This window comes from Burkholderia sp. BE12, assembly GCF_002959955.1.
Lineage (GTDB): Bacteria > Pseudomonadota > Gammaproteobacteria > Burkholderiales > Burkholderiaceae > Burkholderia.
Genome location: NZ_PREY01000017.1, coordinates 18,352 through 41,082 on the forward strand (window position 1 = coordinate 18,352; position 22,731 = coordinate 41,082).

Below are 22,731 nucleotides of genomic sequence, written 5' to 3' on the forward strand. Positions count from 1 at the left end.
GCGTGTCGGACCCTGATACGGCGTGCGTCGAGTGTACCGCGGTGTCAGGACTGCAAGAAGGGGCATGCAGAAGGGAAAAACCTGACGAATTGTAAGGTATCGGGGCGATCGAGAAAACCCGCGCGGTGCGCGCGGCGGGCCGGTGAGGCGGGGAAAACACGCGGCGAATGCGTAGCCGGCGGCCGGACGACGCGCGCGGCAAGCGCATCGTCCGTGCCGGAGACGGCGCGCGGAAGGCGCCGTCGGACGGGTTCAGAACGTGACGGCGATCCCGGCCATGCCGACGAACTGGCCGTGCGTCGTCGACGGCGTGAGCTGCTGCGAATCGCCCACGATCGGCGCCGCGTCGATGACGTGGCCGGCGCCCTGCGCGCCGAGCGTCTGTCCGCTCGAATGCGTGTACGCCTGCAGCGCATAGAGCGTCGTGCGTTTCGACAGGCTGTACGACTCCTTCAGCGAATACTGCTGATAGCGGGCCGCGCTTGCGACGCCGTTCGCCTTCGACGCGAGCGTGTACGCGAATGCGCCGGCCACCGAGAACGTCGGCGTGAAGCGGTACGCGGCAAGCGCGCCGTAGGTGTTGAACACGGCCGTGTCGGTGAAGATCGAGCCGTTGCCGGGCAGGTACTTCACGTTCGAATAGTTGAGCCCCATCGTCAGGTCGCCGAGCGTATAGTTGCCGGCCGCCGCGACCTGCTCGACGGCCTTCGCGGTCAGGTAGCCCTGATTCAGCACGGATACCGCGAAGCTGCCCGACGATGCGGTGGCCGGATTCAGGAAACCCACGGACGAGCCCGAGCTGTTGATCCGCAGGTAGCCGGCCGCGATCCCGATCGGCCCGTTCGCGTAGCGCAGCGCGGCGCTGAACGTGTTGCCCTTGCCGGTCGCGCCGGCAATGCCGCCGAATGCGTACATCGCGCTCGCGCTCAGCCCGGCGAAGGTCGGCGACGTATAGGTGACCGAGTTGTTCACGCGGATCGTCGTGTCGAGGCCGTCGATGTCGCCCGGATGCGCGCCGGTCGCGCCGGTCAGCCAGCTGCTCGATGCGTACGGGCCGACGAACAGGAAGTAGGGCGTGTACTGGCGGCCGGCCGTCACCGTGCCGTAGCGAACGTTGCGCAGGCCGACGAAGGCCTGGCGGTTGAAGATCGTGCCGGCGGCGGCCTGCGCGCCGTTGTTCAGGTTGAAGCCGGACTGCAGGTCGAAGATCGCATGCGTGCCGCCGCCGAGATCCTCGTCGCCGCGCAGCCCGAACTTCGACGCATACAGGTTGCCGTCGCGCATGTACACGTTGGAGTGGCCCTGCTGATTGTTCACGTACGCGAGCGAATCGTCGACGACGCCGTACAGCGTGACGCTGCTTTGCGCGTGGGCGGTGGCCGTGCCGAGCGACGCGGCCGATAAAATCAGGATTGCGTAACGGTTGACGGGTGCTTTCATTGTCGATCTCCGGGTCTCTTCATCTTTTCAAGGGGCGGGAGGTTGAATGCCTCCTCTATGGCAGGCGGCAGGCCGCGCGAACGGCCCGCCTGATCGGGTTTGCTCAGCGGTCGAACGCGACGACGAGGCGGCGCCACGCACCGTCCCGCGCATCCTTCTCGACACGCGCACCGCGCACGGCAATCTGGCCGTGCAGCGACGCGGGCAGCAGGATCTCGACGCGATCGGCCGGGCGCGCCGCGCGGCCGTCCCAGCGGACCGACACGCCGAGCACGCCCGACGCCTCGCGGCCGGTCTCGATGCGCCACAGTCCGTATTCGCCGTCGCGCCATGCTTCCGTCTCGCCGTCGTCCTCGACGCATTCGCCGGACGCGACGCCGTCCTCGATCCGCGGTGCGACGAGGAAGCCGCGCGTATCGGCGCGCGCACCGAAATGCTGTTCCGCGACGTTCAGCGGCAGCACGCGGCCTTCGCGCAGCAGCATTACCGGCGTGTCGAGCGGCGCGGGCAGCGTCACGCTCGCGCCGCCGTCGAACGACTGCGCGCTCGCGCAGCACGTCCAGCGTGCGCCCGACGGCAGGTACACCGTGCGTTCGGTCTGGCCGGGATCGACGACCGGCGCGACCAGCAGCGCGTCGCCGAGCATCATGTCGTCGCATGCGTCGTAGCAGCGCGCATCGCCGGGGAAATCGGCGAAGGTCGGCCGCAGCACGGGCTCGTAGCGCGTCGTCGACAGCCACAGCAGGTGATAGAGGTAGGGCAGCAGCCGGTAGCGCTGCTTGATCAACGACGCGACCTGCGCTGTGATCTCCGGGTACATCCACGGTTCGTTGACGGTGCCGTCGTCGTTCCACGAATGGATGCTGAAGCGCGGCATGAAGATGCCGAACTGCACCCAGCGCAGCAGCAGCTCGGGCGACGGCGCTGGGCCGGAGAAGCCGCCGATGTCGTGGCCGATGTTCGATACGCCCGACAGCGCGAGCCCGAGGCCCATCTTCACGTTGTAGCGCAGCGTTTCCCAGGAGGTGAAGTTGTCGCCGGACCACGTCTGCACGTAGCGCTGCATGCCGGCGCCGCCGGAGCGCGACACGAGGAACGGCCGGCGCGCCGGCGCATGCGTGCGCTGCGCGTCGCGCGACGCGCGCATCATCAGCATCGTCTGGAGCACCTTCGCCTCGCGTGCCGGAAACGGCTGGCCGAAGCCGTGCGCGATCGCGTCGGGCGACCAGATCTCGTATTCGTTGTTGTCGTTCCAGGTCGACTCGATCCCGTATTCCAGCAGCGCCGACGTGACCTGCTCGCGCCACCAGCGGTAGGTGTCCGGCTGCGTGAAGTCGAGATACGCGCCGACTTCGTCCCAGAACTGCACCCATGCGGGTTCGCCGGATGCCGAGCGGATCAGCAGCCCGCGCCGCGCGGCTTCGTCGAAGGCGGGATGGTCGCGTAGCAGGCACGGCTTGATGTTCGCGCACAGGCGGATGCCGTGGTCGCGATAGTGCTGCACGAAACCCTTCGCATCGGGAAACTTGTCGCGGTTCCAGTTGAACACGTAGCGCTTCGCGCCGATCGACGTATAACCCGACGACAGGTGGAACGAATCGCACAGGATGTCGTGCGCGTCGCACTGCTCGACGAACTGGTTCATCTGCTGCTGGGCGTCCGGCGCGTCGGTGTAGCTCATCGTCGAGCCCGAATAGCCGAGCCCCCATTTCGGCGTGCGCGCGGGGCGCCCGGTGAGCCACGTGAAGCGCCGCGCGGCCGCGAGCGGCGTATCGGGCGACGCGATGAAGTAGTAGTCGAGGTCGCCGTGCTCGGCGACGAAATAGCGATAGAGCCCGTGATAGTTGTCGAGCTCGCGGCCCATGTCGAACGAGCAGTCGGACAGCGTGTCGTAGAACAGCCCGAACCCCTGGCACGCCTCGGGCGACCACGTGATGTAGAACGGGATGTGCTTGTACAGCGGGTCGGTGTGCTTCGCGCTGTAGCCCATCGCGTCGATGTTGCGCATCTCGAAGCGTGCGCCCGTGCGGTCGAGTTCGCCTGCGCGTTCGCCGAGGCCGAATACCTTGTCGCCGCGCTCGCGGGCGACGTAGTGATACGCGCGATCGTCCCACCAGCCGAAGTTGTACGCCTGCGTCGCGCGGTCGGCGAGTGCGACGCGCCATGCGCCGTCCGCGCCGCGCATCGACCACGTGCAATGGCCGCCTTGCCGGCGCACCGCGAGCCGGATCTGCGCGGTTTCGATGTGCACGGCGGCGTCGTCTTCAGCCAGCTCGTATGCGGGCAGTGTGAAGTCGCTCAGGTCGAGGCGGTCGCGCCCGTCGAGCGGCACGTCGTCGAGACCGGGCGCGATCGTCCACGTGCGCGGGGTGCGCGCCGTCGCGTCGGGCAGCACGCGCACGCGCACGATGTCGTCCTCGAGCACGAAGATTTCGAGGGTGGCGCCCGTATCGGATGCGAGCAGCACGCGGTTCGCGTGGTGGCCGCCGACGCGGAACAGGGGCGGATGAAGGAGCGAAGTCATGAATGCGATTCCTGGTGAAAGCGGACGTCAGGCGTGCTGCGCGAGCAGGCGTTCCTGCTTCGACTGCCCGCGGATCAGCACCGCGAGCAGCGTGACGCCGATGATGTCGAACAGGCCGAGGCACGCGAACAGCGGCGCATAGCCGATCTTGTCGGCGAGCGCGCCGACCAGCAGCGAGAAGCCGAGGCCGCCGATCCACGCGGCCATCCCGGCGAAGCCGCTCGCGGTGCCGACTTCCTCGGGATCGAAGACGTCGGCCGACAGCGTGTTGACGAGCGCGGAGATCATCTGGTGCGCGAAGCCGCCGACGCAGAACAGCGCAATCGCCGTGTACGGCGACGACACGAGCCCGATCAGCGCCGGGCCGAGCATCAGCACCGCGCCGAGCGCGACGCCGGCGACGCGCGACCACACGAGCGGCAGCTTGAAGCGCGTCGCGAGATACGGCGACAGGTAGCCGCCGGCGATGCCGCCGAGGTCGGCCGCGAGAAACGGCATCCACGCGAACACTGCGATCTGCGTGAGCGGCATGTGGCGCTCGGTCGCGAGGTACAGCGGAATCCAGAAGCTGAAGGTCTGCCAGGCGGGTTCCGCGAAGAAGCGCGGCAGCGCGATCGCCCAGAAGCGGCGCGCGGTGACGACGTCGCGGATGCGGCGCTTCGACACGGGCGGCATCGTGGCCTGGCCTTCGCGGATCAGCGTGCGTTCCTGCGGCGTGAGGCGCGGATGGTCGGCCGGCGACCGGTACTGCGTGTACCAGAGCGCGGCCCACACGAACCCGAGCGCGCCGGTGACCATGAACGCGGCCTGCCAGCCGAACCGCATCGACAGGAACACGACGAGCGGCGGCGCGATCGCGGCGCCGAGCGACGTGCCCGCGTTGAAGTAGCCGACCGCGACGGATTTCTCGCGATCGGGAAACCATTCGGCGACGGCCTTCATCCCCGACGGAATCGCGGCCGCCTCGAACAGGCCCAGAAAGCCGCGCAGGATGCCGAGCGACAGCCAGCCGGAGGCGAAGCCGTGCGCGACGCCGACCACCGACCACAGCATCGCGAACAGCGCGAACCCGAGCCGCAGCCCGATCAGGTCGACGATGAACCCGCATACCGGCTGCATGATCGTGTAGCCGATCTGGAAGGCGCCGACGATGTACGAGTACTGCTGCGTCGAGATCGCGAACACCTGCTTGAGCTCGGGCGCGAGCACCGCGAGGGAATTCCGTGCGAGGTAGTTGAGGATCGTGCCGAGACACACGAGCACGATGATCCACCAGCGCAACGCCTTGACTGTCTTCACTGCTGTCTCCTGTCAGGGAGGGCGGCGCGGCGCCTGCCCGGTCCATGAGGGCCATCCGTCCAGGATGGCTTGTTTCGTTTTGTTCGTACGATGTCCGATCTTGATGCGTGCCGGTTTTTACCGGTTCATATCGAAATTACGGTGTTCAAGCGAACATTTCATCGTCATCGAACTGCAATGTTATCTGACGACTGATCATTTTCGAACATCCTATGTTCGAATACGAATCCGGTCAACGTGAATCTGCATTCGAACGAACGTACTCGGGGTTTTCCCGGGGAGTGGTGACGGCCGCACGAGCGGCGGGGCAGGCAGTCGCCCGTCAAAGGCCCGTGCGGCGGGCCGGAGGATCGTCCGGACGGTCGGCGCATGCCGGACGGGGCGTGACAACCCTGATGAAAATTTATTTCTTTTCAGGGAGCAGATTGTGTAAATTGATTTTCATCGAACCTTGCAACGACCCTTCGCATGACGCCTCTCGTTCCGCCCGATGTCAGTCACGACGAACCCGCGATCGCCGAGCGGATCGCGTCGGCGATGCCGTTGCTGACGCCGATTCACCGGCGCATGGGCGAATTCGTGCTGGCGAACCCGTTTCGCGCGGCGACGATGCGGATCGACGAGCTCGCGCAGGCCGTGAATGCGTCGATCGCGACCGCGAACCGCTTCGCGAAGGCGCTCGGTTTCGACGGCTATCCGGCAATGCGCGCGGCGCTCGTGCGCGGCTTCGAGGCCACGCTCGGGCCGGTCGAACGGCTGCGTTCCGCGCAGGAGCAGGAGTCCGGCGTACGCGGCGCCGCATGGATCGACGCGGTGTTCGACCAGGCTGCCGCCAACATCGAGAACACGCGCGCGCAGCTGGACGCGGCCGATGTCGAGGCGGCGGTCGAGGCGATCGTCGGCGCGCGGCGCGTGCTGATTCTCGGCGCCGGATCGAGCGCGTTCCTGACCGGATTGATGGAGCACGGGCTGTCCGTCTGCCATGACAGCGTGCAATCGCTCGCGCTGCTCGGCGGCCCCTCGCATGCGGCGCGACGTCTGTACACGGCCGATTCGCGCGATCTCGTGATCGCGCTCGCGTTTCCGCGCTACGTGAAGGACACGATCGAGCTGGCCCGTCGTGCGGCGGCGCGCGGCGCCCGCGTGCTCGGCATCTCCGACGGCCCGCAATCGCCGCTCGCGCCGATCGCGTCGCTGAACCTGTACGTCAAGGCCGAGCGGCGTTTCGCGGCCACGTCGGAAGCCGCCGTGCTGACGATGATCGAGGCGCTGATCGATGCGGTCGCGCTGCGCACTCACCGGTCCGCGAAATCCGCCGCCGAAATGACCGAATTCCTGCTGCCGTGGCTCGTGCAGCCGCAAGCGGCCTTGCCGGCCGCCAACCCTTCTTTCCCACGTCCGAAAAAATCATGACTTCACCCGCGATCGTCGCGATTCACGGCGGCGCAGGCACGATCCTGCGCGAAGCGATGGATACCGACACCGAACGTCGGTACCGCGCCGAACTCACCGCGATCCTGCAGGCCGCGCAACAGGTGCTGGCCGAGGGCGGCAGCGCGATCGACGCCGTCACCGTCGCGGTGCGGATGCTCGAGGATTGTCCGCTGTTCAACGCCGGGCGCGGCGCCGTCTATACGGCGGAAGGCAAGCACGAACTCGACGCGGCGGTCATGGACGGCGCGACGCTCGGCGCCGGCGCGATCTGCTGCGCGACCCGCGTGCGCAATCCGGTGCTCGCCGCGCGGCGCGTGATGGAGGCGAGCGAGCACGTGCTGTTCGCCGGCGCGGGCGCGGATGCGTTCGCGGCCGCGCAGGGGCTCGAACTGGCGGAACCCGGCTACTTCGACACCGAATCGCGGCATGCGCAGTGGGTGAAGGCGCGCGCGGCGGCCGGCGCGATGCTCGATCACGATGCGGCGACCTTCGTGTTCGGCCAGTCGCAGCAACAGCCGCAGCCGGCCGAGCCGCTCGATCCGGACCGCAAGCACGGCACGGTCGGCGCGGTCGCGTGCGACCTGAACGGCCACATCGCGGCGGCGACGTCGACGGGCGGCATCACGAACAAGCAGCCGGGGCGAGTCGGCGATTCGCCGATCATCGGCGCCGGCTGCTATGCGGACGACGCGACCTGCGCGGTATCGTCGACGGGCACCGGCGAGATGTTCATGCGGCTCGCGACGGCCTACGACGTCGCCGCGCAGATCGCATATCGCGGCGCGTCGCTCGCCGATGCCGCGCACGACGTCGTGATGAACAAGCTGCAGCGCCTGGCGGGCCGCGGGGGGATCATCGCGGTCGACGCACACGGCAACGTCGCGATGCCGTTCAACACCGAAGGGATGTACCGCGGCTATGCGCGCGTCGGTGAAGCGCCGGTCATCGGCATCTACCGCGACGACGCGGCCTGATCCCCGATCGCACGAGGAGAGACGCATGACTTCGAGCCGTAACCCGTCGGTCCCGGCGCTGCCCGAACAGCGCGTGGTGGCCGTCGACGATCTGTCGGTCACGTTCCGCCGCGAAGGCGCGACGTTCGACGCGGTGCGCAACGTGTCGTTTCACGTCGATCGCGGCGAGACGCTCGCGATCGTCGGCGAATCGGGCTCGGGCAAGTCGGTCACGTCGCTCGCGCTGATGCGGCTCGTCGAGCACGGCGGCGGCGAAATCACGAGCGGCCGGATCGCGTTCCGGCGCCGTGGCGGCGCGCTGGTCGATCTCGCGCGGGCGAGTGGCGCGACGATGCGCGGCATCCGCGGCGCGGACATCGCGATGATCTTCCAGGAGCCGATGACGTCGCTGAACCCGGTGTTTACGGTCGGCGACCAGATCAGCGAGGCGATCGCGCTGCACCAGTCGAAGGGCGCCGCCGAAGCGCGCGCGGAAGCACTGCGGCTGCTCGATCTGGTGCGCATCCCGGAAGCGCGCCGCGTGTTCGCACGCTATCCGCACCAGTTGTCGGGCGGGATGCGGCAACGCGTGATGATCGCGATGGCGCTGTCGTGCCGGCCCGCGCTGCTGATCGCCGACGAGCCGACGACCGCGCTCGACGTGACGATCCAGGCGCAGATCCTGCAGCTGATCCGCGGGCTGCAGGACGAAATGAACATGGGCGTGATCTTCATCACGCACGACATGGGCGTGGTGGCCGAGGTCGCCGACCGCGTGCTCGTGATGTACCGCGGCGAGAAGGTCGAGGAGGGCGAGTCGGACCGCATCTTCGCGACGCCCGCGCATCGCTACACGCGGGCGCTGCTTGCGGCCGTACCGCGGCTCGGCTCGATGCAGGGCACCGACGTACCCGAGAAATTCCCGCTGCTCAAGGTGGACGGCACGAACGCGACGGCCCCGACCACGGCGTCCGCCGCGAACGACGCGCAGCCGCTCGTCGATCCTGCCGCGCCGCCGATCCTGCGCGTGCGCGATCTCGTCACGCGCTTTCCGGTGAAGAGCGGCGTGTTCGGCCGCGTGTCGCAATACGTGCATGCGGTCGAGCGCGTGAGCTTCGAGCTGCGCGCGGGCGAGACGCTCGCGCTCGTCGGCGAATCGGGCTGCGGCAAGTCGACCACCGGCCGTTCGCTGTTGCGCCTCGTCGAATCGCAAAGCGGCTCGATCGAATTCGACGGCCGCGACATCAGCGCGCTGAAGGGCCCGGATCTGCAGGCGTTGCGCCGGAACATCCAGTTCATCTTCCAGGATCCGTTCGCGTCGCTGAACCCGCGCCTGACCGTCGGCTTCTCGATCATGGAGCCGCTGCTCGTGCACGGCGTCGCGAGCGGCAGCGAAGCGCAGGCGCGGGTCGACTGGCTGCTCGACAAGGTCGGCCTGCCGCGGGAAGCCGCACGCCGCTATCCGCACGAATTCTCCGGCGGCCAGCGCCAGCGGATCGCGATCGCGCGCGCGCTCGCGCTGAACCCGAAGGTCGTGATCGCCGACGAGTCGGTGTCGGCGCTCGACGTGTCGGTGCAGGCGCAGATCGTCAACCTGATGCTCGACCTGCAGCGCGAGCTGGGCGTCGCGTACCTGTTCATCTCGCACGACATGGCGGTGGTCGAGCGCGTCAGCCATCGCGTCGCGGTGATGTATCTCGGCCAGATCGTCGAGATCGGCCCGCGCCGCGCGGTGTTCGAGGCGCCGCAGCATCCGTACACGAGGAAGCTGATGAGTGCGGTGCCGGTGGCCGACCCCGCGCGCCGGCATGCGCCGCGCCAGCTCGCGGCGGACGAGATTCCGAGCCCGATCCGCGCGGTCGGCGACGAGCCGGTCGTCGCGCCGCTCGTCGCGGTCGGCCCCGATCATTACGTCGCGACGCATCGCGTCGGCGGCGCGTATTGAGTGGTGGAATCGTGCGCCGCGATGACGGCGCACGAACCCGCAGGCAGTCGAAACCGAAACGCCCGTGAGGCGTCACCGATTCACCGATAGGAGCCCAGCAAAATGACCCAGCAGCATCCGTTTCCGATGTTTCGTCCGCGCGCATGCTTCGTCGCGCTCGCCGGCGCGTTTGCGCTGTCGGCCGCGCTGCCCGCGTACGCGCAGCAGACCGCGGTGATGGCGGTGGATTCGACCTTCACGACGATGGACCCGTACGACGCGAACGACACGGTGTCGCAGGCCGTCGTCAAGTCGTTCTACCAGGGGCTGTTCGGCTTCGACAAGGACATGAAGCTCGTCAACGTGCTCGCCACGGGCTATGAAGCCAGCCCCGACGCGAAGACGTACACGATCAAGCTGCGCTCGGGCGTGAAGTTCCACGACGGCACCGATTTCAACGCGGCGGCCGTGAAGGCGAACTTCGACCGCGTGACCGATCCCGCGAACCACCTGAAGCGCTACAACATGTTCCGCGTGATCGAGAAGACCGAGGTCGTCGATCCGACCACGGTGAAGGTCACGCTGCGCGAGCCGTTCTCGGCGTTCATCAACACGCTCGCGCACCCGTCGGCCGTGATGATCTCGCCGGCCGCGCTGAAGAAGTGGGGCCGCGACATCGCGCTGCATCCGGTCGGCACCGGGCCGTTCGAGTTCGTCGAGTGGAAACAGACCGACGACCTGAAGGTGAAGAAGTTCGCGGGCTACTGGAAGAAGGGCTATCCGAAGATCGACGCGATCGACTGGAAGCCGGTGGTCGACAACAACACGCGCGCGGCGCTGATGAAGACGGGCGAAGCCGATTTCGCGTTCCGCATTCCGTTCGAGCAGGCGGCCGACCTGAAGGGCAACCCGAAGGTCGACGTCGTCGAGCGGCCGTCGATCGTGCAGCGCTACGTGTCGCTGAACATGCTGCAAAAGCCGTTCGACAACCCGAAGGTGCGCCAGGCGCTGAACTACGCGGTGAACAAGGAAGCGCTCGCGAAGGTCGCGTTCTCCGGTTTCGCGACGCCGTCGACCGGCGTGGTGCCGCAGGGCGTCGATTACGCGACGAAGCTCGGCCCGTGGCCGTACGACCCGGCGAAGGCGCGTGCGCTGCTGAAGGAAGCCGGCTATCCGAACGGCTTCGAGACGACGCTGTGGTCGGCCTACAACAACTCGACGTCGCAGAAGGCGATCCAGTTCGTGCAGCAGCAGCTCGCGCAGGTCGGCGTGAAGGTGCAGGTGCAGGCGCTGGAAGCCGGCGAGCGCGTCGCGAAGGTCGAGAGCGCGCCGGATCCGGCGAAGGCGCCGGTGCGGATGTACTACATCGGCTGGTCGTCGTCGACGGGCGAAGCGAACTGGGCGATCACGCCGCTGCTGGCCGGCGCGTCCGCGCCGCCGAAGCTCGTCAACACCGCGTACTACAAGAACGACGCGGTCGACGGCGATCTGACGAAGGCGCTCGAGACGACCGATCGCGCGAAGAAGGCCGAGTTCTACGCCGATGCGCAGAAGCAGATCTGGGCCGACGCGCCGTGGATCTTCCTCGTGCAGGAGAAGATCGTGTATGCGCGCAGCAAGCGGCTGCAGGGCGCATACGTGATGCCGGACGGCTCGTTCAACTTCGACGAGATCTCGCTGAAATGACGGCGGTTCGTCCGCCACGCAGTGCCGGCGGCGCGAGCCGCCGGTGCGCTGATTCGATCGGTGTCCCATGCTGAATTTCCTCGTCAAACGCCTGTTCGGCCTGCTGCCCACGCTCGCGATCGTCGCGGTGCTGGTGTTCCTGTTCGTGCACCTGCTGCCGGGCGATCCCGCGCGGCTCGCGGCCGGCCCCGAAGCCGACGAAGCGACGATCGCGCTCGTGCGGGCCGATCTCGGGCTCGACCGGCCGCTGCCCGCGCAGTTCGCGAACTTCTTCACGAAGATCGCGCACGGCGATTTCGGCATGTCGACGCGCAGCAAGCGGCCGGTCTCGACCGAGATCGGCGAACGCTTCATGCCGACGCTGATGCTGACGCTCGTCAGCATGGTGTGGTCGACGCTGTTCGGCATGGCGATCGGGATTGCGTCGGCGGTCTGGCGCAATCGCTGGCCCGACCGTCTCGGGATGACGCTCGCGGTGTCGGGCATCTCGTTTCCCGCGTTCGCGCTCGGCATGCTGCTGATGGAAATCTTCTCGGTGAAGCTCGGCTGGCTGCCGGTCGTGCCGGACGGCTCGTGGAAGAGTTACGTGCTGCCGTCGCTGACGCTCGGCGCCGCGGTCGCGGCCGTGATGGCGCGCTTCACGCGCGCGTCGTTCGTCGAGGTGCTGAACGAGGACTTCGTGCGCACCGCGCGTGCGAAGGGCGTGCACGAGCCGATGGTCGTGCTCAAGCACTGCCTGCGCAACGCGATGATCCCGGTCGTCACGATGATGGGGCTGCAGTTCGGCTTTCTGCTCGGCGGCTCGATCGTCGTCGAGGTCGTGTTCAACTGGCCGGGGCTCGGGCGCCTGCTCGTCGACGCGGTGACGATGCGCGACTACCCGGTGATCCAGGCGATCGTGCTGCTGTTCTCGCTGGAATTCATCCTGATCAATCTGACCGTCGACGTGCTGTACGCGGTCATCAACCCGACCATCCGGTTCAAGTGAGGGGCGCATGAACGCGACTGTCCAGCCCGCGGCGCCGGCCGCACCGACCGCGATCCGCACGCCGTGGCGCGAATTCTGGCGCAAGTTCCGCAAGCAGACCGTCGCGCTCGTCGCGGGCGGCTTCGTGCTGGCGCTCGTGGTGCTCGCCTTCGTCGGCCCGCACATCGTGCCGTTCGATCCGGAGAACTATTTCGACTACGACGCGCTGAACGCGGGGCCGTCGGCGGTGCACTGGTTCGGCGTCGATTCGCTCGGCCGCGACATCTTCAGCCGGATCATCGCGGGCACGCGCATTTCGCTCGCGGCCGGCTTCTTCTCGGTTGCGCTCGGCGCGGTGATCGGCACGTTCTTCGGGCTGCTCGCCGGCTACTACGAAGGCTGGTGGGACCGCATCACGATGCGCATCGCCGACGTGCTGTTCGCGTTCCCGGGCATCCTGCTCGCGATCGGCGTGGTCGCGATCCTCGGCAACGGGATGATCAACGTGATCTGCGCGGTCGCGATCTTCAGCATTCCGGCGTTCGCGCGGCTCGTGCGCGGCAACACGCTGATGCTCAAGCACATGACCTACGTCGAGGCCGCGCGCAGCATCGGCGCGTCCGATTGGACGATCATCATGCGGCACATCCTGCCGGGCACCGTGTCGTCCGTCGTCGTCTACTTCACGATGCGGATCGGCACGTCGATCATCACCGCCGCGAGCCTGTCGTTCCTCGGGCTCGGCGCGCAGCCGCCGACGCCGGAGTGGGGCGCGATGCTCAACGAGGCGCGCGCGGACATGGTGACGGCGCCGCACATCGCGGTGTTCCCGAGCCTCGCGATCTTCCTGACCGTGCTCGCGTTCAACCTGCTCGGCGACGGGCTGCGCGACGCGCTCGACCCGAAGCTGGAGCGCCGTTGATGCGGGCTGCACCGATGTGGACGGCGACGCTGCCGGCCGGGCCGCGCGGCACGATCGCCGACGTGCCGGGCGTGACGGTCGGCCATTGCACGCTCGATGCCGGCAACGTGCAGACGGGCGTGACCGTCGTGAAGCCGCATCCGGGCGACGTGTACCGCAGCAAGGTGCCGGCGGGGGCGGCCGTGATCAACGGCTTCGGCAAGAGCGTCGGGCTCGTGCAGGTCGCCGAGCTCGGCACGCTCGATACGCCGATCGCGCTGACCAATACGTTCGGCGTCGGCCCGGTCGCTCACGCGCAGATCCGTGCGGCGATCGCGGCGAATCCGCGGATCGGCCGCGACTGGTCGACCGTCAATCCGCTCGTGTTCGAGTGCAACGACGGTTACCTGAACGATATCCAGGCATTCGCGGTCACCGGCGCGCATTACGACGACGCATGCCGCGCGGCGTCGCGGGACGTCGCACGCGGCGCGGTGGGCGCCGGGCGCGGGATGTCGTGCTTCGACCTGAAAGGCGGGATCGGTTCCGCATCGCGCGTGGCCGTCGCGGCCGGCCGGCCCTATACGGTGGGCGCGCTCGTGCTCGCGAATTTCGGCCGGCTGCCGATGCTGACGCTCGGCGGCGTGCCGCTCGGACGCATCGTCGCGCAGCGGCGCGCGGCCGAAGCCGCTCAACCGGCGCCGCCCGAGCAGGGCTCGATCATCCTGTTGCTGGCCACCGATGCGCCGCTCGACGCGCGACAACTGTCGCGGCTCGCGCGCCGCGCGGCGGCGGGGCTGGCCCGCACGGGCTCCGTGTACGGGCATGGCAGCGGCGACATCGCGCTCGCCTTCTCGACCGCCTACACGATCGCGCACGACGCATCGACGATCGCGCTGCCGGCCCTCGTGGCCGATGCGGCGCTCGATCCGCTGTTCATGGCCGCGGCCGAAAGCGTCGAGCATGCGATCGCCGACGCGTTGCTGCAGGCGGTAACGGTCGCCGGGCGCGACGGCCACGCGCGGCAATCGCTGCGCGACGCGGTGCCCGATCTCGACCGGTGGTTCAACGAAGACAACGAAGGACGTTCGATCCTGTCATGAAGATCCTGATTTCAACCGACATCGAGGGTGTCGCCGGCGTATTCGCCACCGAGCAGACGCGCGCCGGCAATCCGGAATACGAGCGGGCGCGCCGCTGGATGACCGCCGAGGCGAACGCGGCGATCGAAGGCGCGTTTGCCGGCGGCGCGCAGGCCGTCTGGGTCAACGATTCGCATGGCGGCTATCGCAACCTGCTGCCCGACGGGCTCGATGCGCGGGCGCGCGTCGTGCTCGGCAAGCCGCGTACGCTCGGAATGATGGCGGGCCTCGAACAGCAGCCCGATCTCGTATTCATGATCGGCTATCACGCGAAATCGCAGACGCGCGGCGTGCTCGCGCACACGATCAACAGCTTTGCGTTCACGCAGGTCTGGCTGAACGGCGTCGAACTCGGCGAAGCCGGGCTGTACGGTGCGCTGGCGCGCGAATACGGCGCGCATGTCGCGCTCGCGACGGGCGACGACGTATTCGCCGAGGAAACGCAGCCGCTGTTTCCGGACGCGCGTTTCGAGACGGTCAAGACGGCCGGCGGCGCGTCGAGCGGCGAGACGCTCACGCCGTCCGCGTCGTGCGCGCGCATCGCGACCGCCGCACGGGAGACGGTCGCGCATGCACTGTCGTCCGGCCGGCGCGCGGGCGCTCATCGTCCCGCGCCGGCCGCGTGCACGCTGCGCGTGCAGACGGCCGCGCTCGCCGACCTGTTCTGCGTGCTGCCGTCGCTCGAGCGCGTCGACGCGGTGACGCTGCGTTTCGACGGACCGTCGGTCGAGCATGCGGTGCGCACGCTGAACAGCCTGTCGGCGATGTCGTTCATGTTGCGGTGACGCGCGCCGCGCGATGCCGCCGGCGCGTGGCCGGCCCGCCGATCACGGCGGGGCGGGCCGCCTTCGATAGCGGGTCATTGATGATGGAATTCGGGCCTTGAGAAATACGCTGCTGGATCCCTACGAACACATTCCCCGGAGCGTGGTCGTGCTCGCCAACGACTTCGCGGCGGGCACGACGTTTCCGGATCACGCGCACGTACGCGGGCAATTCGCCTTCGCGTCGCGCGGCACGATCAGCGTGTCCACGCCGCACGGGCGCTGGCTGGTGCCGCCGCAGCGCGCGTGCTGGGTGCCGGCCGGCGTGCGGCACGAACTGACGACGACCGGGCCGGTCACGATGCTCAACGCGTTCGTGTCCATCGACGCCGCGCAGGCGGCCGGGCTGCCGGCCCAGTGCGGCGTGTATGGCGTGTCGCCGCTGCTGCGGCAACTGCTCGACGATGCGGTCGACCTGCCGGCCATGTACGACGTCGACGGCCGTGCGGGCAAGCTGATGGATCTGCTGGTCGCGGAAATCGCGACGATGCCGCGCCTGTCGCTGCATGCGCCGCTGCCGGCCGACGCACGGCTGGCGAAGGTGTGCCGGCACCTGTTCGCGGCGCCGTCGATCGACGCCGATCTCGACCGGGTCGCGGCCGACGCGGGCGTGAGCCGGCGCACGTTCACGCGACAGTTTCGCGCGCAGACGGGCGTGAGTTTCGCCGCATGGCGCCAGCAGGTGTGCATGCTCGCGGCGATTTCCCGCCTGACCGACGGGCAACCGGTGACGCGCGTGGCGCTCGATCTCGGTTACGCGAGCGCGAGTGCGTTCACGTCGGCGTTTCGCCGCATTCTGGGCGACACGCCGAGCCGGTATCTGGAAATGCGCCGCTAGGCGCCAAGGCCCGGCGCAGGCCGCGCCCGTACGCGAGCCGTCGCGCAAAAAAATACGCGCCCGCCACCTTCGGCCGGACGCGTTTAAAGGCACTCCGTCTGAAAAAATGCGCGGGCCGCCTGTCGGGCAGCGTCGCGCATGATTCATGTCATTATTGCCTCGTCCGATTCAATCCTGTTGGCTCGTTGCGGATAACGAAGCATACGCCGCATAACGCGCAAGCGATATCGTGTCGGCACCCCGATTGATGTGCTTTCGCAGCACGCGTTTCGATGACGCGTTCGATATCGGGGCGGGAAGCCGATGAGGCCAAGCCGCCGCAGCCTCGCGGGCCTCGATGCGGCGCACCATCGAATGATGGCGACGGTACCGCCAAAACGCCGTGTGGCGCGATGCCCGTCGGTATCGCGCCACACGGCGATGCGGTTGCACACGGCGCCGGCCAGCGCCGGCGCATGCGTCAAACGTCGAAGAACACGGTTTCTTCCGGCCCCTGCATGCGGATGTCGAAGCGGTACACGACCGGGCGGCCCGGTTGCGCGTCGCGTTTCGCGACGAGCGTCGCGCGGCGCTCGGCCGGCACCGCGTTCAGCACGGGGTCGACCGCATTCGCGGCGGCTTCGTCGTCGAAGTACACGCGGGTGAACGCATGGGTGAGGATGCCGCGCATCATCACGGTCACGTTGATGTGCGGCGCCTCGTCGGCGGCGAGGCGGCCCGGCTTCACCGTCTCGACGACGAAGCGCTGCTGCGGGTCGGTGCCCGTGCCGACCCGCGCGAAGCCCGTGAAGCCGGATTTCGCGATGTCGTCGCGCGACGCGGGGTAGCGGCCCGCGCCGTCCGCCTGCGTGAATTCGAGCACCGCGTCGCCAACGACGTTGCCGTCGCCGTCGAATACCTGCCCGACCAGCAGCACATGCTCGCCTTCGGCGTGCGCCGCGGCGATCGTCGGCGTGAACAAGCTTTTCAGGTCGTAGTCGTATTGCTGCGGGCACAGGCCGTACGCGAAGTACGGGCCGACCGTCTGCGAAGGGGTTTGCTTCAGCGTCGTCATGGTTCAGCGCTCCATCGGGGTGGCGTCGCGGCCGCGCAGCACGATGTCGAATTCGTAGCCGAGCGCATAGCCTTCTTCGGTGATGTCCATCGAGAAGCGCGAGATCAGGCGATCGCGCGCGGCTTCCGGCGTGCCCTGGAAGATCGGGTCGTACGCGAGCAGCGGATCGCCGGGGAAGTACATCTGCGTGACGAGACGCGAGCCGAAGTAATCGCCGAACAGCGAGAAGTGGATGTGATTCGGGCGCCACGCGTTCGGGTGGTTGCCCCACGGATACGCGCCGGGCTTGATCGTCAGGAAGCGGTAGCGGCCTTCGTCGTCCGTCAGGCAGCGGCCGGCGCCGAGGAAGTTCGGGTCGAGCGGCGCGTCGTGCTGGTCGACCTTGTGCACGTAGCGGCCGGCCGCGTTGGCCTGCCACACCTCGACGAGCGTGTTGCGCACGGGCTTGCCGCCTTCGTCGAGCACGCGGCCGGTGACGACCATTCGCTCGCCCAGCGGCTCGCCGTTCTTCACGGCGTTCTTCGTCAGATCGTGATCGAGCGCGCCGAGATCTTCCGCGCCGTAGACGGGCGCGTACTGGTCGCGCAGCTTCTCCTTCAGCGGGATCAGCGGGCGGGTCGGGCCGCGCTTCACCGACGAACGGTACTCGGGGTGGACATAGGCCGGATGCGACGGCCAGTCGCGCGGCGTGAGGATCGTGGGGAAATCCATTGGGCGTCTCCTGATAGGTATTTCGCGAAGGGGATGGTCACGACTTTAACCAATCCGGAAAGTTATGCAAAATGACCTTTTTTCGCGAATCGCATAACTGTTCGTTATGTTCGCCCCGACCATGAAAATTCCGCCGGACAGGCAGCCTGTCCGGCGGAAAAAGCGATCGGGCTTCGCGTCGTCGGTGACGACCCCGTGCACGGCCCTCCAGCCAGCCCGTCGCTGTTTTTTGTCTTTCGTTCTCGTTGTTATCCGGTCTCCCCGAGCGTGCCCGTCGTCATGGGTGGCGGGGATCGAACACGATCCCGTCGAATTCGAGCGCCAGCGTGCCGCCGCGCAGCAGGGCCGACGGTGTCGTCGTGTGGCCGGCGCCGAGCACCTCGGTCACGTACTGCGCGCAGAAGCCGCGCCGCGCGCGCAGGTTGAAGCGACTGCCGAGCAGCGCATCGATTCGCCGTTCGGCCAGCGCATGGACGTGGCGTTGCGCGTCGATCGATGCCGCCGCGACGCGGCGCCCCAGTGCGATGCGTCCGCCGTCGGTACGGGCGACGAAGCGCGACAGCAGCCTGAGCCTCGTCCACGCGAACACGGTGGACTCGGCGATCACCGGTTCGTCGCCCGACGTATCGACGACGATGCCGAAACGGTTGGCCCACGTGCCGGGCGCGCCCGTCGAGACATCCGGTGCGCCGGCCGGCACGCGGATGAACACGAGATCGCCGACATGTGCGCAGGCGGCGAGCGAACGCACGGTGGCGAGCGGCATCGTGCGATCGGTTTCGCGTGCATCGCGCGGTGCGGCGTGGTGCGGTTCGCGGGCGGCTGTGTCGATTCGGGCGGTCATTTCGGCTCCGTCGTTGCATGACAGGACGGAGCGGATTATGCAGACAAGTATCCAAAAGTGCTGATGTGGATGCATGAGTAGCCTAATATCCGACCTTGAGCATCATTTTTCGATACCAACATGACCGAAACCGCCCAACTCATCGAAACGCTGAAGCGCCAGCTGAAGGCGCAGGGAATGACTTATCGGGACGTCGCGCGGGCGCTCGACGTCTCCGAGACGAGCGTGAAGCGGCTGTTCGCGAGCGGCCGCTTCACGCTGGAGCGCGTCGCGGAGATCGCGCAACTGCTCGGCTATACGCTTGCCGAACTCGTGCAGGAAGCATCGGCGTCCGCGCCGCGTCTGCGCGTGCTGACCGAGCCGCAGGAGGCGTTGCTCGTGTCGGACGAGAAGCTGCTGCTGGTCGCCGTCTGCGCGATCAACTACTGGACCGTGCAGGACATCGTGTCGGCCTATCGCCTCACGCAGGCCGAATGCGTGAAATATCTGCTGATGCTCGACCGGATGAACGTGATCGCGCTGCTGCCCGGCGACCGGATTCGCGTACGCGTGGCGCGCGATTTCGACTGGCTGCCGGGTGGCCCGATTCGCCGCTACTTCCATGCGCACGTGCTCGACGATTTTCTCGGCAGCCGCTTCGACGGCCCGGGCGAAACGATGACGTTCCTGCAAGGGATGCTGACGGATGCGGCCGCCGCGGAGCTCGAACAGGAACTGCGGCGGCTGAGCAGCAAGGCGGCGGCGCTGCATGCGGAGTCGTCGTCCGCGCCGCTCGGGCAGAAGCACGGCACGGCCCTGCTGATCGCGAAGCGGATCTGGGAGCCGACGGGATTCCACGCGCTGCGGCGCCATGGATGACGCCGTCCCGAACGCTTGGGACTTTCCGGAAAGTTATGCAAAATGGCGATTCATCGTCATTCACATAACCACCCGTTATGAATAACCGTATCGCCGACGGCCGTGTCAAATTCCGGCACCTGCAGTGCTTTCTCGCGGTCGCACAGCTGGGCGGCGTGCAGAAGGCGGCCGAAAGCCTGTCGATCACGCAACCGGCCGTGTCGAAGACGATCGCCGAGCTGGAGGCGATCCTCGGCGTGAAGCTGTTCGAGCGCGGCCGGCACGGCGCGCAGCCCACCCGCGAAGCGCAACTGTTCATGCCGCACGCGAATGCGTGCGTGCTGGCGCTGCGGCAGGGCGTCGGGCTGCTGGCGCGCGAGGGCGGGGCCGCCGCCGCGACGCTGGAAATCGGCATGCTCCCGACCGTCGCGGCCTCGCTCGCGCCGGCCGTGATGAAGGCGCTGAGCGCACGCTGGCCGCGCATCGTCGTGCGGATCGCGACGGCCGCGAACGCCGAGTTGCTCGAGCGTCTGAAAGCCGGGGCGATCGAATGCGCGATCGGCCGGCTGTCGGAGCCGGAACGGATGATCGGGCTCGCGTTCGAGCAGTTGTACAACGAGCCGCTCGTCGCGGTCGTGCGCGCCGGGCATCCGCTGCTCGCGAGCGCGGCGCCGGCCGCCGAGCTGGCGCGCTATCCGGTCGTGCTGCCGCCGTTCGGCACGTTGATTCGCCAGTCGGCCGAGCAGTTGCTCGGCGCATGCGGCGCGCCGCCGCTGGATTCGTTCATCGAGGTGCTGTCGGTATCGGTCGCGCGCGCGCTCGCACTCGAGAACGACGCGGTCTGGTTCGTGCCGCTCTACGCAGCCGAATACGATCTGTCGGCCGGTGCGCTGGCGCGCCTGCCGCTGCCGTCGGCGGGCACCGACGAGCCGGTCGGGCTCGTGCTGCGTACCGATGCGCAGCCGTCTCCGGTCGCGCGGACGCTGATCGACGCGGTGCGCGACATCGCACGATCGCGGTTCGGCGATGCGCGCCCGCACCGGGCGCCCCGCGCGGCACGCAAGCCCGCTCGCGGCAAGCGCTGATCCACCGGGCCACCGGCTCGGCAATGCACCGGGCTCGATCTCCTTCCTTGCTGCAGGATTGGCCATCCGGTCAGTAGCCGCCGTCGGGGTGCTTGGCATATCGTACCGTTTTTGATACGATGGACGACAAGACGATGCGAGACAGCAGATTCAGGTCACGCTCGGCGTGCGGTTCTTCCGCACGGCCCGCGGCCACGAGCCGGTGCGCGAATGGCTCAACGCGCTCGGGCAAGTGGAGCGAAGGGCGATCGGCGAAGAGATCAAGACCGTTCAACTCGGCTGGCCGCTCGGCATGCCGCTGGTCCGGAAGATGGCGAGGGATCTGTGGGAGATCCGCGTGATGGTGCCGGGGCGAAGCGCGCGCGTGCTGTTCACGGTCGTCGGCGACACGATGGTGCTGCTGCACGGCTTCTTCAAACAGTCGCGGGCCACGCCGTCGGACGATCTCGACGTCACCGTCGCACGCCTGAAAGCGCTGACGCACGCCATCTGAATTCCCCGGTTGCGCCGGAATGCACCGTCTCCGACGGTCGGGCAGCCGGCAACGCCATGCACCTGGAGTACGACATGACGACCACGAACAATCCGCATATCGGCAGCGATTTCGACGCCTTCCTCGAAGCGGACGGCAATCTCGAAGCGGCCACCGCCACCGCGATCAAGCGCGTGATCGCGTGGCAGATCGGGCAGGAAATGAAGGCGCAGCACATCACGAAAACGGCGATGGCCGCGCGGATGAAAACCAGCCGCGCCGCACTCAACCGTCTGCTCGACGAAACCGACACGAGCCTCACGCTGGCGACGCTCGCGAGCGCGGCCGCCGCGCTCGGCAAACGGCTCAGCTTCGAGCTGGTGCCGGCCTGACCGACGCGAACGAACGGCGCACGGCCGGACCGACGTGATTGTTCGCGCGATCGGTGCGGCGAGCAGGCGGGCGTCGGCCCGCGGGCGCATGCCCGGTCATTGACGCGGGCCGGTCACCTGCAGATAAACCAGTGCGCCGCCCGCGAGCAGCAGCGGGCACAGGAAATACCATCCGGTCGTCACGAACAGCCCGGCGACCGCAATCAGCGAAATCCACGCGCAGCGATATGCGATGCCGCCACGCGGCAGCAGCTTCAGCGCAGCCGCCGCGCCGAGCCCGTACACCATCACGAAACATCCGGACGTCACGAGCACGAGCGGCTTCGGTCCGACGTCCGACAGCGCCGTGGCGGCCAACGCGATGGCCGCGAGCACCGCGATCACGCCGAGGCTGCGGCGCGGCACGCCGCCGACCTGGCTGCCTTGCGCGAGCCAGGCGGGCAGTGCGCCGTCGCGCCCCAGCGCCGCGCCGAGTTTTGCCGCGCCGGCGAAATACGCGTTCATCGTGCCGAGCGTGAGCAGCAGCGCGGCGGCGGCGGCCAGCACCTGCGCATGGCCGCCGATGCCGCCCGCGATCAGTTCGGCGAGCGGCGCGCCCGATGCCCCCGCGGAAGGCCCGAGCACCATCACGCTCGCGGCGGCGACCGACAGATACAGGAACCCGACGACCACGACCGCGATGCCGGCCGAGCGCGGCATGTCGTGCGCGGGCCGGCGGAACTCGGCCGCGAGATGCGTGATCGCTTCCCAGCCGGCGAAGCTCCACACGAGCAGCGCGGCGGCCTCGCCGACCGCGAGCCAGCCGTGCGGGGCAAACGGATGCAGGTTCGCGGTGCGGGCATGCGGCGCGGACGCAAGCACCGCGGCAAGCAGCAGCGCGACGAGCAGCGCCGACAACACCAGTTGCATGCGGCCCGACACGGTGACGCCGAACGCGTTCGCGGCCGACACGGTCGCGATCAGCGCGGCGGCCGTGACGATGACCGTTGTGTGTCCGCCGCCCGTGACGGCCGCGACGTATGCGCCGCCGAACATCGCGGCGGCTGGCGCGCCGGCCGGCACCGCGAAATAGAAGCACCAGCCGACGACGGCCGCGGCCTTCGGGCCGAATGCGCGCCGCGCGTAGGTCGACACGCCGCCCGCATCGGGATAGCGGGCGCCGAGTGCGGCGAAGGTGGCCGCGAGCGGCCCGGACAGCACGACGAGCGCGGCCCATGCCAGTAGCGAGGCCGGCCCGGCGACTTCGGCGGCGAGCGCGGGCAGCGCGATCACGCCGGTGCCGAGCACCGCGCCGATATAGAGCGCGGCGCCCTGGAAAATGGTCAGCGAACCCGCGTGATCGGCAGCGGGCGAATCGGCATGCGAAGGCATGAGCGGCAGTCTCCGGAAGTCTTGTTTTGTGTA

The 22,731-nt window shown here is 68.3% G+C and carries 20 protein-coding genes; 13 read left to right on the top strand and 7 right to left on the bottom strand.

The window, feature by feature from the left end; all coding sequences use genetic code 11:
* Nucleotides 1-252 precede the first annotated feature (252 nt).
* The 3 genes from C4B30_RS19895 to C4B30_RS19905 form a co-directional block, all read right to left on the bottom strand.
* Entirely contained in the window at nt 253-1,440 is a 1,188-nt protein-coding gene (locus C4B30_RS19895) for a porin (RefSeq protein ID WP_105132889.1), read from the bottom strand.
* 103 nt (nt 1,441-1,543) lie between these two features.
* Nucleotides 1,544-3,964: a glycoside hydrolase family 31 protein gene (locus C4B30_RS19900; protein WP_105132890.1), complete on the bottom strand. Its 2,421-nt coding sequence runs from the start codon at nt 3,962-3,964 to the stop codon at nt 1,544-1,546.
* A 27-nt stretch (nt 3,965-3,991) separates the two neighbouring features.
* Entirely contained in the window at nt 3,992-5,263 is a 1,272-nt protein-coding gene (locus C4B30_RS19905; RefSeq protein WP_105132891.1) for an MFS transporter, read from the bottom strand.
* A gap of 468 nt (nt 5,264-5,731) precedes the next feature.
* Here C4B30_RS19905 and C4B30_RS19910 point away from each other — a divergent pair, with 468 nt between their 5' ends.
* From C4B30_RS19910 to C4B30_RS19950, 9 genes are all read left to right on the top strand, one after another.
* A complete protein-coding gene (locus C4B30_RS19910) occupies nt 5,732-6,676 on the top strand; it encodes a MurR/RpiR family transcriptional regulator (RefSeq protein ID WP_027782828.1) in 945 nt (314 codons plus the stop codon).
* The gene (locus C4B30_RS19915; protein ID WP_105132892.1) at nt 6,673-7,671 is read left to right on the top strand and encodes an isoaspartyl peptidase/L-asparaginase family protein; all 999 of its coding nucleotides are present in this window, start codon (nt 6,673-6,675) and stop codon (nt 7,669-7,671) included. Before C4B30_RS19910 ends, C4B30_RS19915 begins: the two co-directional genes overlap by 4 nt.
* Nucleotides 7,672-7,696: 25 nt before the next feature.
* Nucleotides 7,697-9,595 (top strand): dipeptide ABC transporter ATP-binding protein, encoded by a 1,899-nt coding sequence (locus C4B30_RS19920; protein ID WP_105132893.1) that lies wholly within the window; start codon nt 7,697-7,699, stop codon nt 9,593-9,595.
* A gap of 102 nt (nt 9,596-9,697) precedes the next feature.
* On the top strand, nt 9,698-11,260 hold the full coding sequence (gene gsiB, locus C4B30_RS19925; protein WP_027782831.1) for a glutathione ABC transporter substrate-binding protein GsiB: 1,563 nt from the start codon (nt 9,698-9,700) through the stop codon (nt 11,258-11,260).
* Between the two features lie 67 nt (nt 11,261-11,327).
* Complete coding sequence (gene gsiC / locus C4B30_RS19930; RefSeq protein WP_027782832.1) at nt 11,328-12,248, top strand: glutathione ABC transporter permease GsiC; 921 nt, start codon at nt 11,328-11,330, stop codon at nt 12,246-12,248.
* Nucleotides 12,249-12,255: 7 nt separating this feature from the next.
* Nucleotides 12,256-13,149: a glutathione ABC transporter permease GsiD gene (gene gsiD, locus C4B30_RS19935; protein WP_027782833.1), complete on the top strand. Its 894-nt coding sequence runs from the start codon at nt 12,256-12,258 to the stop codon at nt 13,147-13,149.
* Nucleotides 13,149-14,231, top strand: coding sequence for a DmpA family aminopeptidase (locus tag C4B30_RS19940; protein WP_105132894.1), 1,083 nt, complete (start codon nt 13,149-13,151; stop codon nt 14,229-14,231). The genes gsiD and C4B30_RS19940 overlap by 1 nt, the downstream gene beginning before the upstream one ends.
* The gene (locus tag C4B30_RS19945) at nt 14,228-15,055 is read left to right on the top strand and encodes a M55 family metallopeptidase (protein ID WP_105132895.1); all 828 of its coding nucleotides are present in this window, start codon (nt 14,228-14,230) and stop codon (nt 15,053-15,055) included. Before C4B30_RS19940 ends, C4B30_RS19945 begins: the two co-directional genes overlap by 4 nt.
* 97 nt (nt 15,056-15,152) lie before the next feature.
* Nucleotides 15,153-15,932, top strand: coding sequence for an AraC family transcriptional regulator (locus tag C4B30_RS19950; RefSeq protein ID WP_105132896.1), 780 nt, complete (start codon nt 15,153-15,155; stop codon nt 15,930-15,932).
* 460 nt (nt 15,933-16,392) lie between these two features.
* On the opposite strand, the gene pcaG is transcribed toward C4B30_RS19950, so the two are convergent.
* From pcaG to C4B30_RS19965, 3 genes are all read right to left on the bottom strand, one after another.
* Complete coding sequence (gene pcaG / locus C4B30_RS19955) at nt 16,393-16,986, bottom strand: protocatechuate 3,4-dioxygenase subunit alpha (protein WP_089501626.1); 594 nt, start codon at nt 16,984-16,986, stop codon at nt 16,393-16,395.
* A 3-nt stretch (nt 16,987-16,989) separates the two neighbouring features.
* Entirely contained in the window at nt 16,990-17,697 is a 708-nt protein-coding gene (pcaH, locus tag C4B30_RS19960; RefSeq protein ID WP_105132897.1) for a protocatechuate 3,4-dioxygenase subunit beta, read from the bottom strand.
* 277 nt (nt 17,698-17,974) lie between these two features.
* Nucleotides 17,975-18,541, bottom strand: coding sequence for a YiiX/YebB-like N1pC/P60 family cysteine hydrolase (locus C4B30_RS19965; protein ID WP_105132898.1), 567 nt, complete (start codon nt 18,539-18,541; stop codon nt 17,975-17,977).
* 120 nt (nt 18,542-18,661) lie between these two features.
* On the opposite strand from C4B30_RS19965, the gene C4B30_RS19970 reads away from it, so the two are divergent.
* From C4B30_RS19970 to C4B30_RS19985, 4 genes are all read left to right on the top strand, one after another.
* Nucleotides 18,662-19,399 (top strand): helix-turn-helix domain-containing protein, encoded by a 738-nt coding sequence (locus C4B30_RS19970; RefSeq protein ID WP_027782839.1) that lies wholly within the window; start codon nt 18,662-18,664, stop codon nt 19,397-19,399.
* A gap of 77 nt (nt 19,400-19,476) precedes the next feature.
* Nucleotides 19,477-20,463: a pca operon transcription factor PcaQ gene (gene pcaQ, locus C4B30_RS19975; RefSeq protein WP_105132899.1), complete on the top strand. Its 987-nt coding sequence runs from the start codon at nt 19,477-19,479 to the stop codon at nt 20,461-20,463.
* A 166-nt stretch (nt 20,464-20,629) separates the two neighbouring features.
* Nucleotides 20,630-20,956, top strand: coding sequence for a type II toxin-antitoxin system RelE/ParE family toxin (locus tag C4B30_RS19980; protein ID WP_234015443.1), 327 nt, complete (start codon nt 20,630-20,632; stop codon nt 20,954-20,956).
* A gap of 74 nt (nt 20,957-21,030) precedes the next feature.
* Nucleotides 21,031-21,327, top strand: a complete 297-nt coding sequence (locus C4B30_RS19985) for an XRE family transcriptional regulator (protein WP_012338300.1) — start codon at nt 21,031-21,033, stop codon at nt 21,325-21,327.
* Between the two features lie 96 nt (nt 21,328-21,423).
* Here the strand turns inward: C4B30_RS19985 and C4B30_RS19990 are convergent, their stop codons facing one another.
* A complete protein-coding gene (locus C4B30_RS19990) occupies nt 21,424-22,698 on the bottom strand; it encodes an APC family permease (RefSeq protein ID WP_105132901.1) in 1,275 nt (424 codons plus the stop codon).
* Nucleotides 22,699-22,731 lie beyond the last annotated feature (33 nt).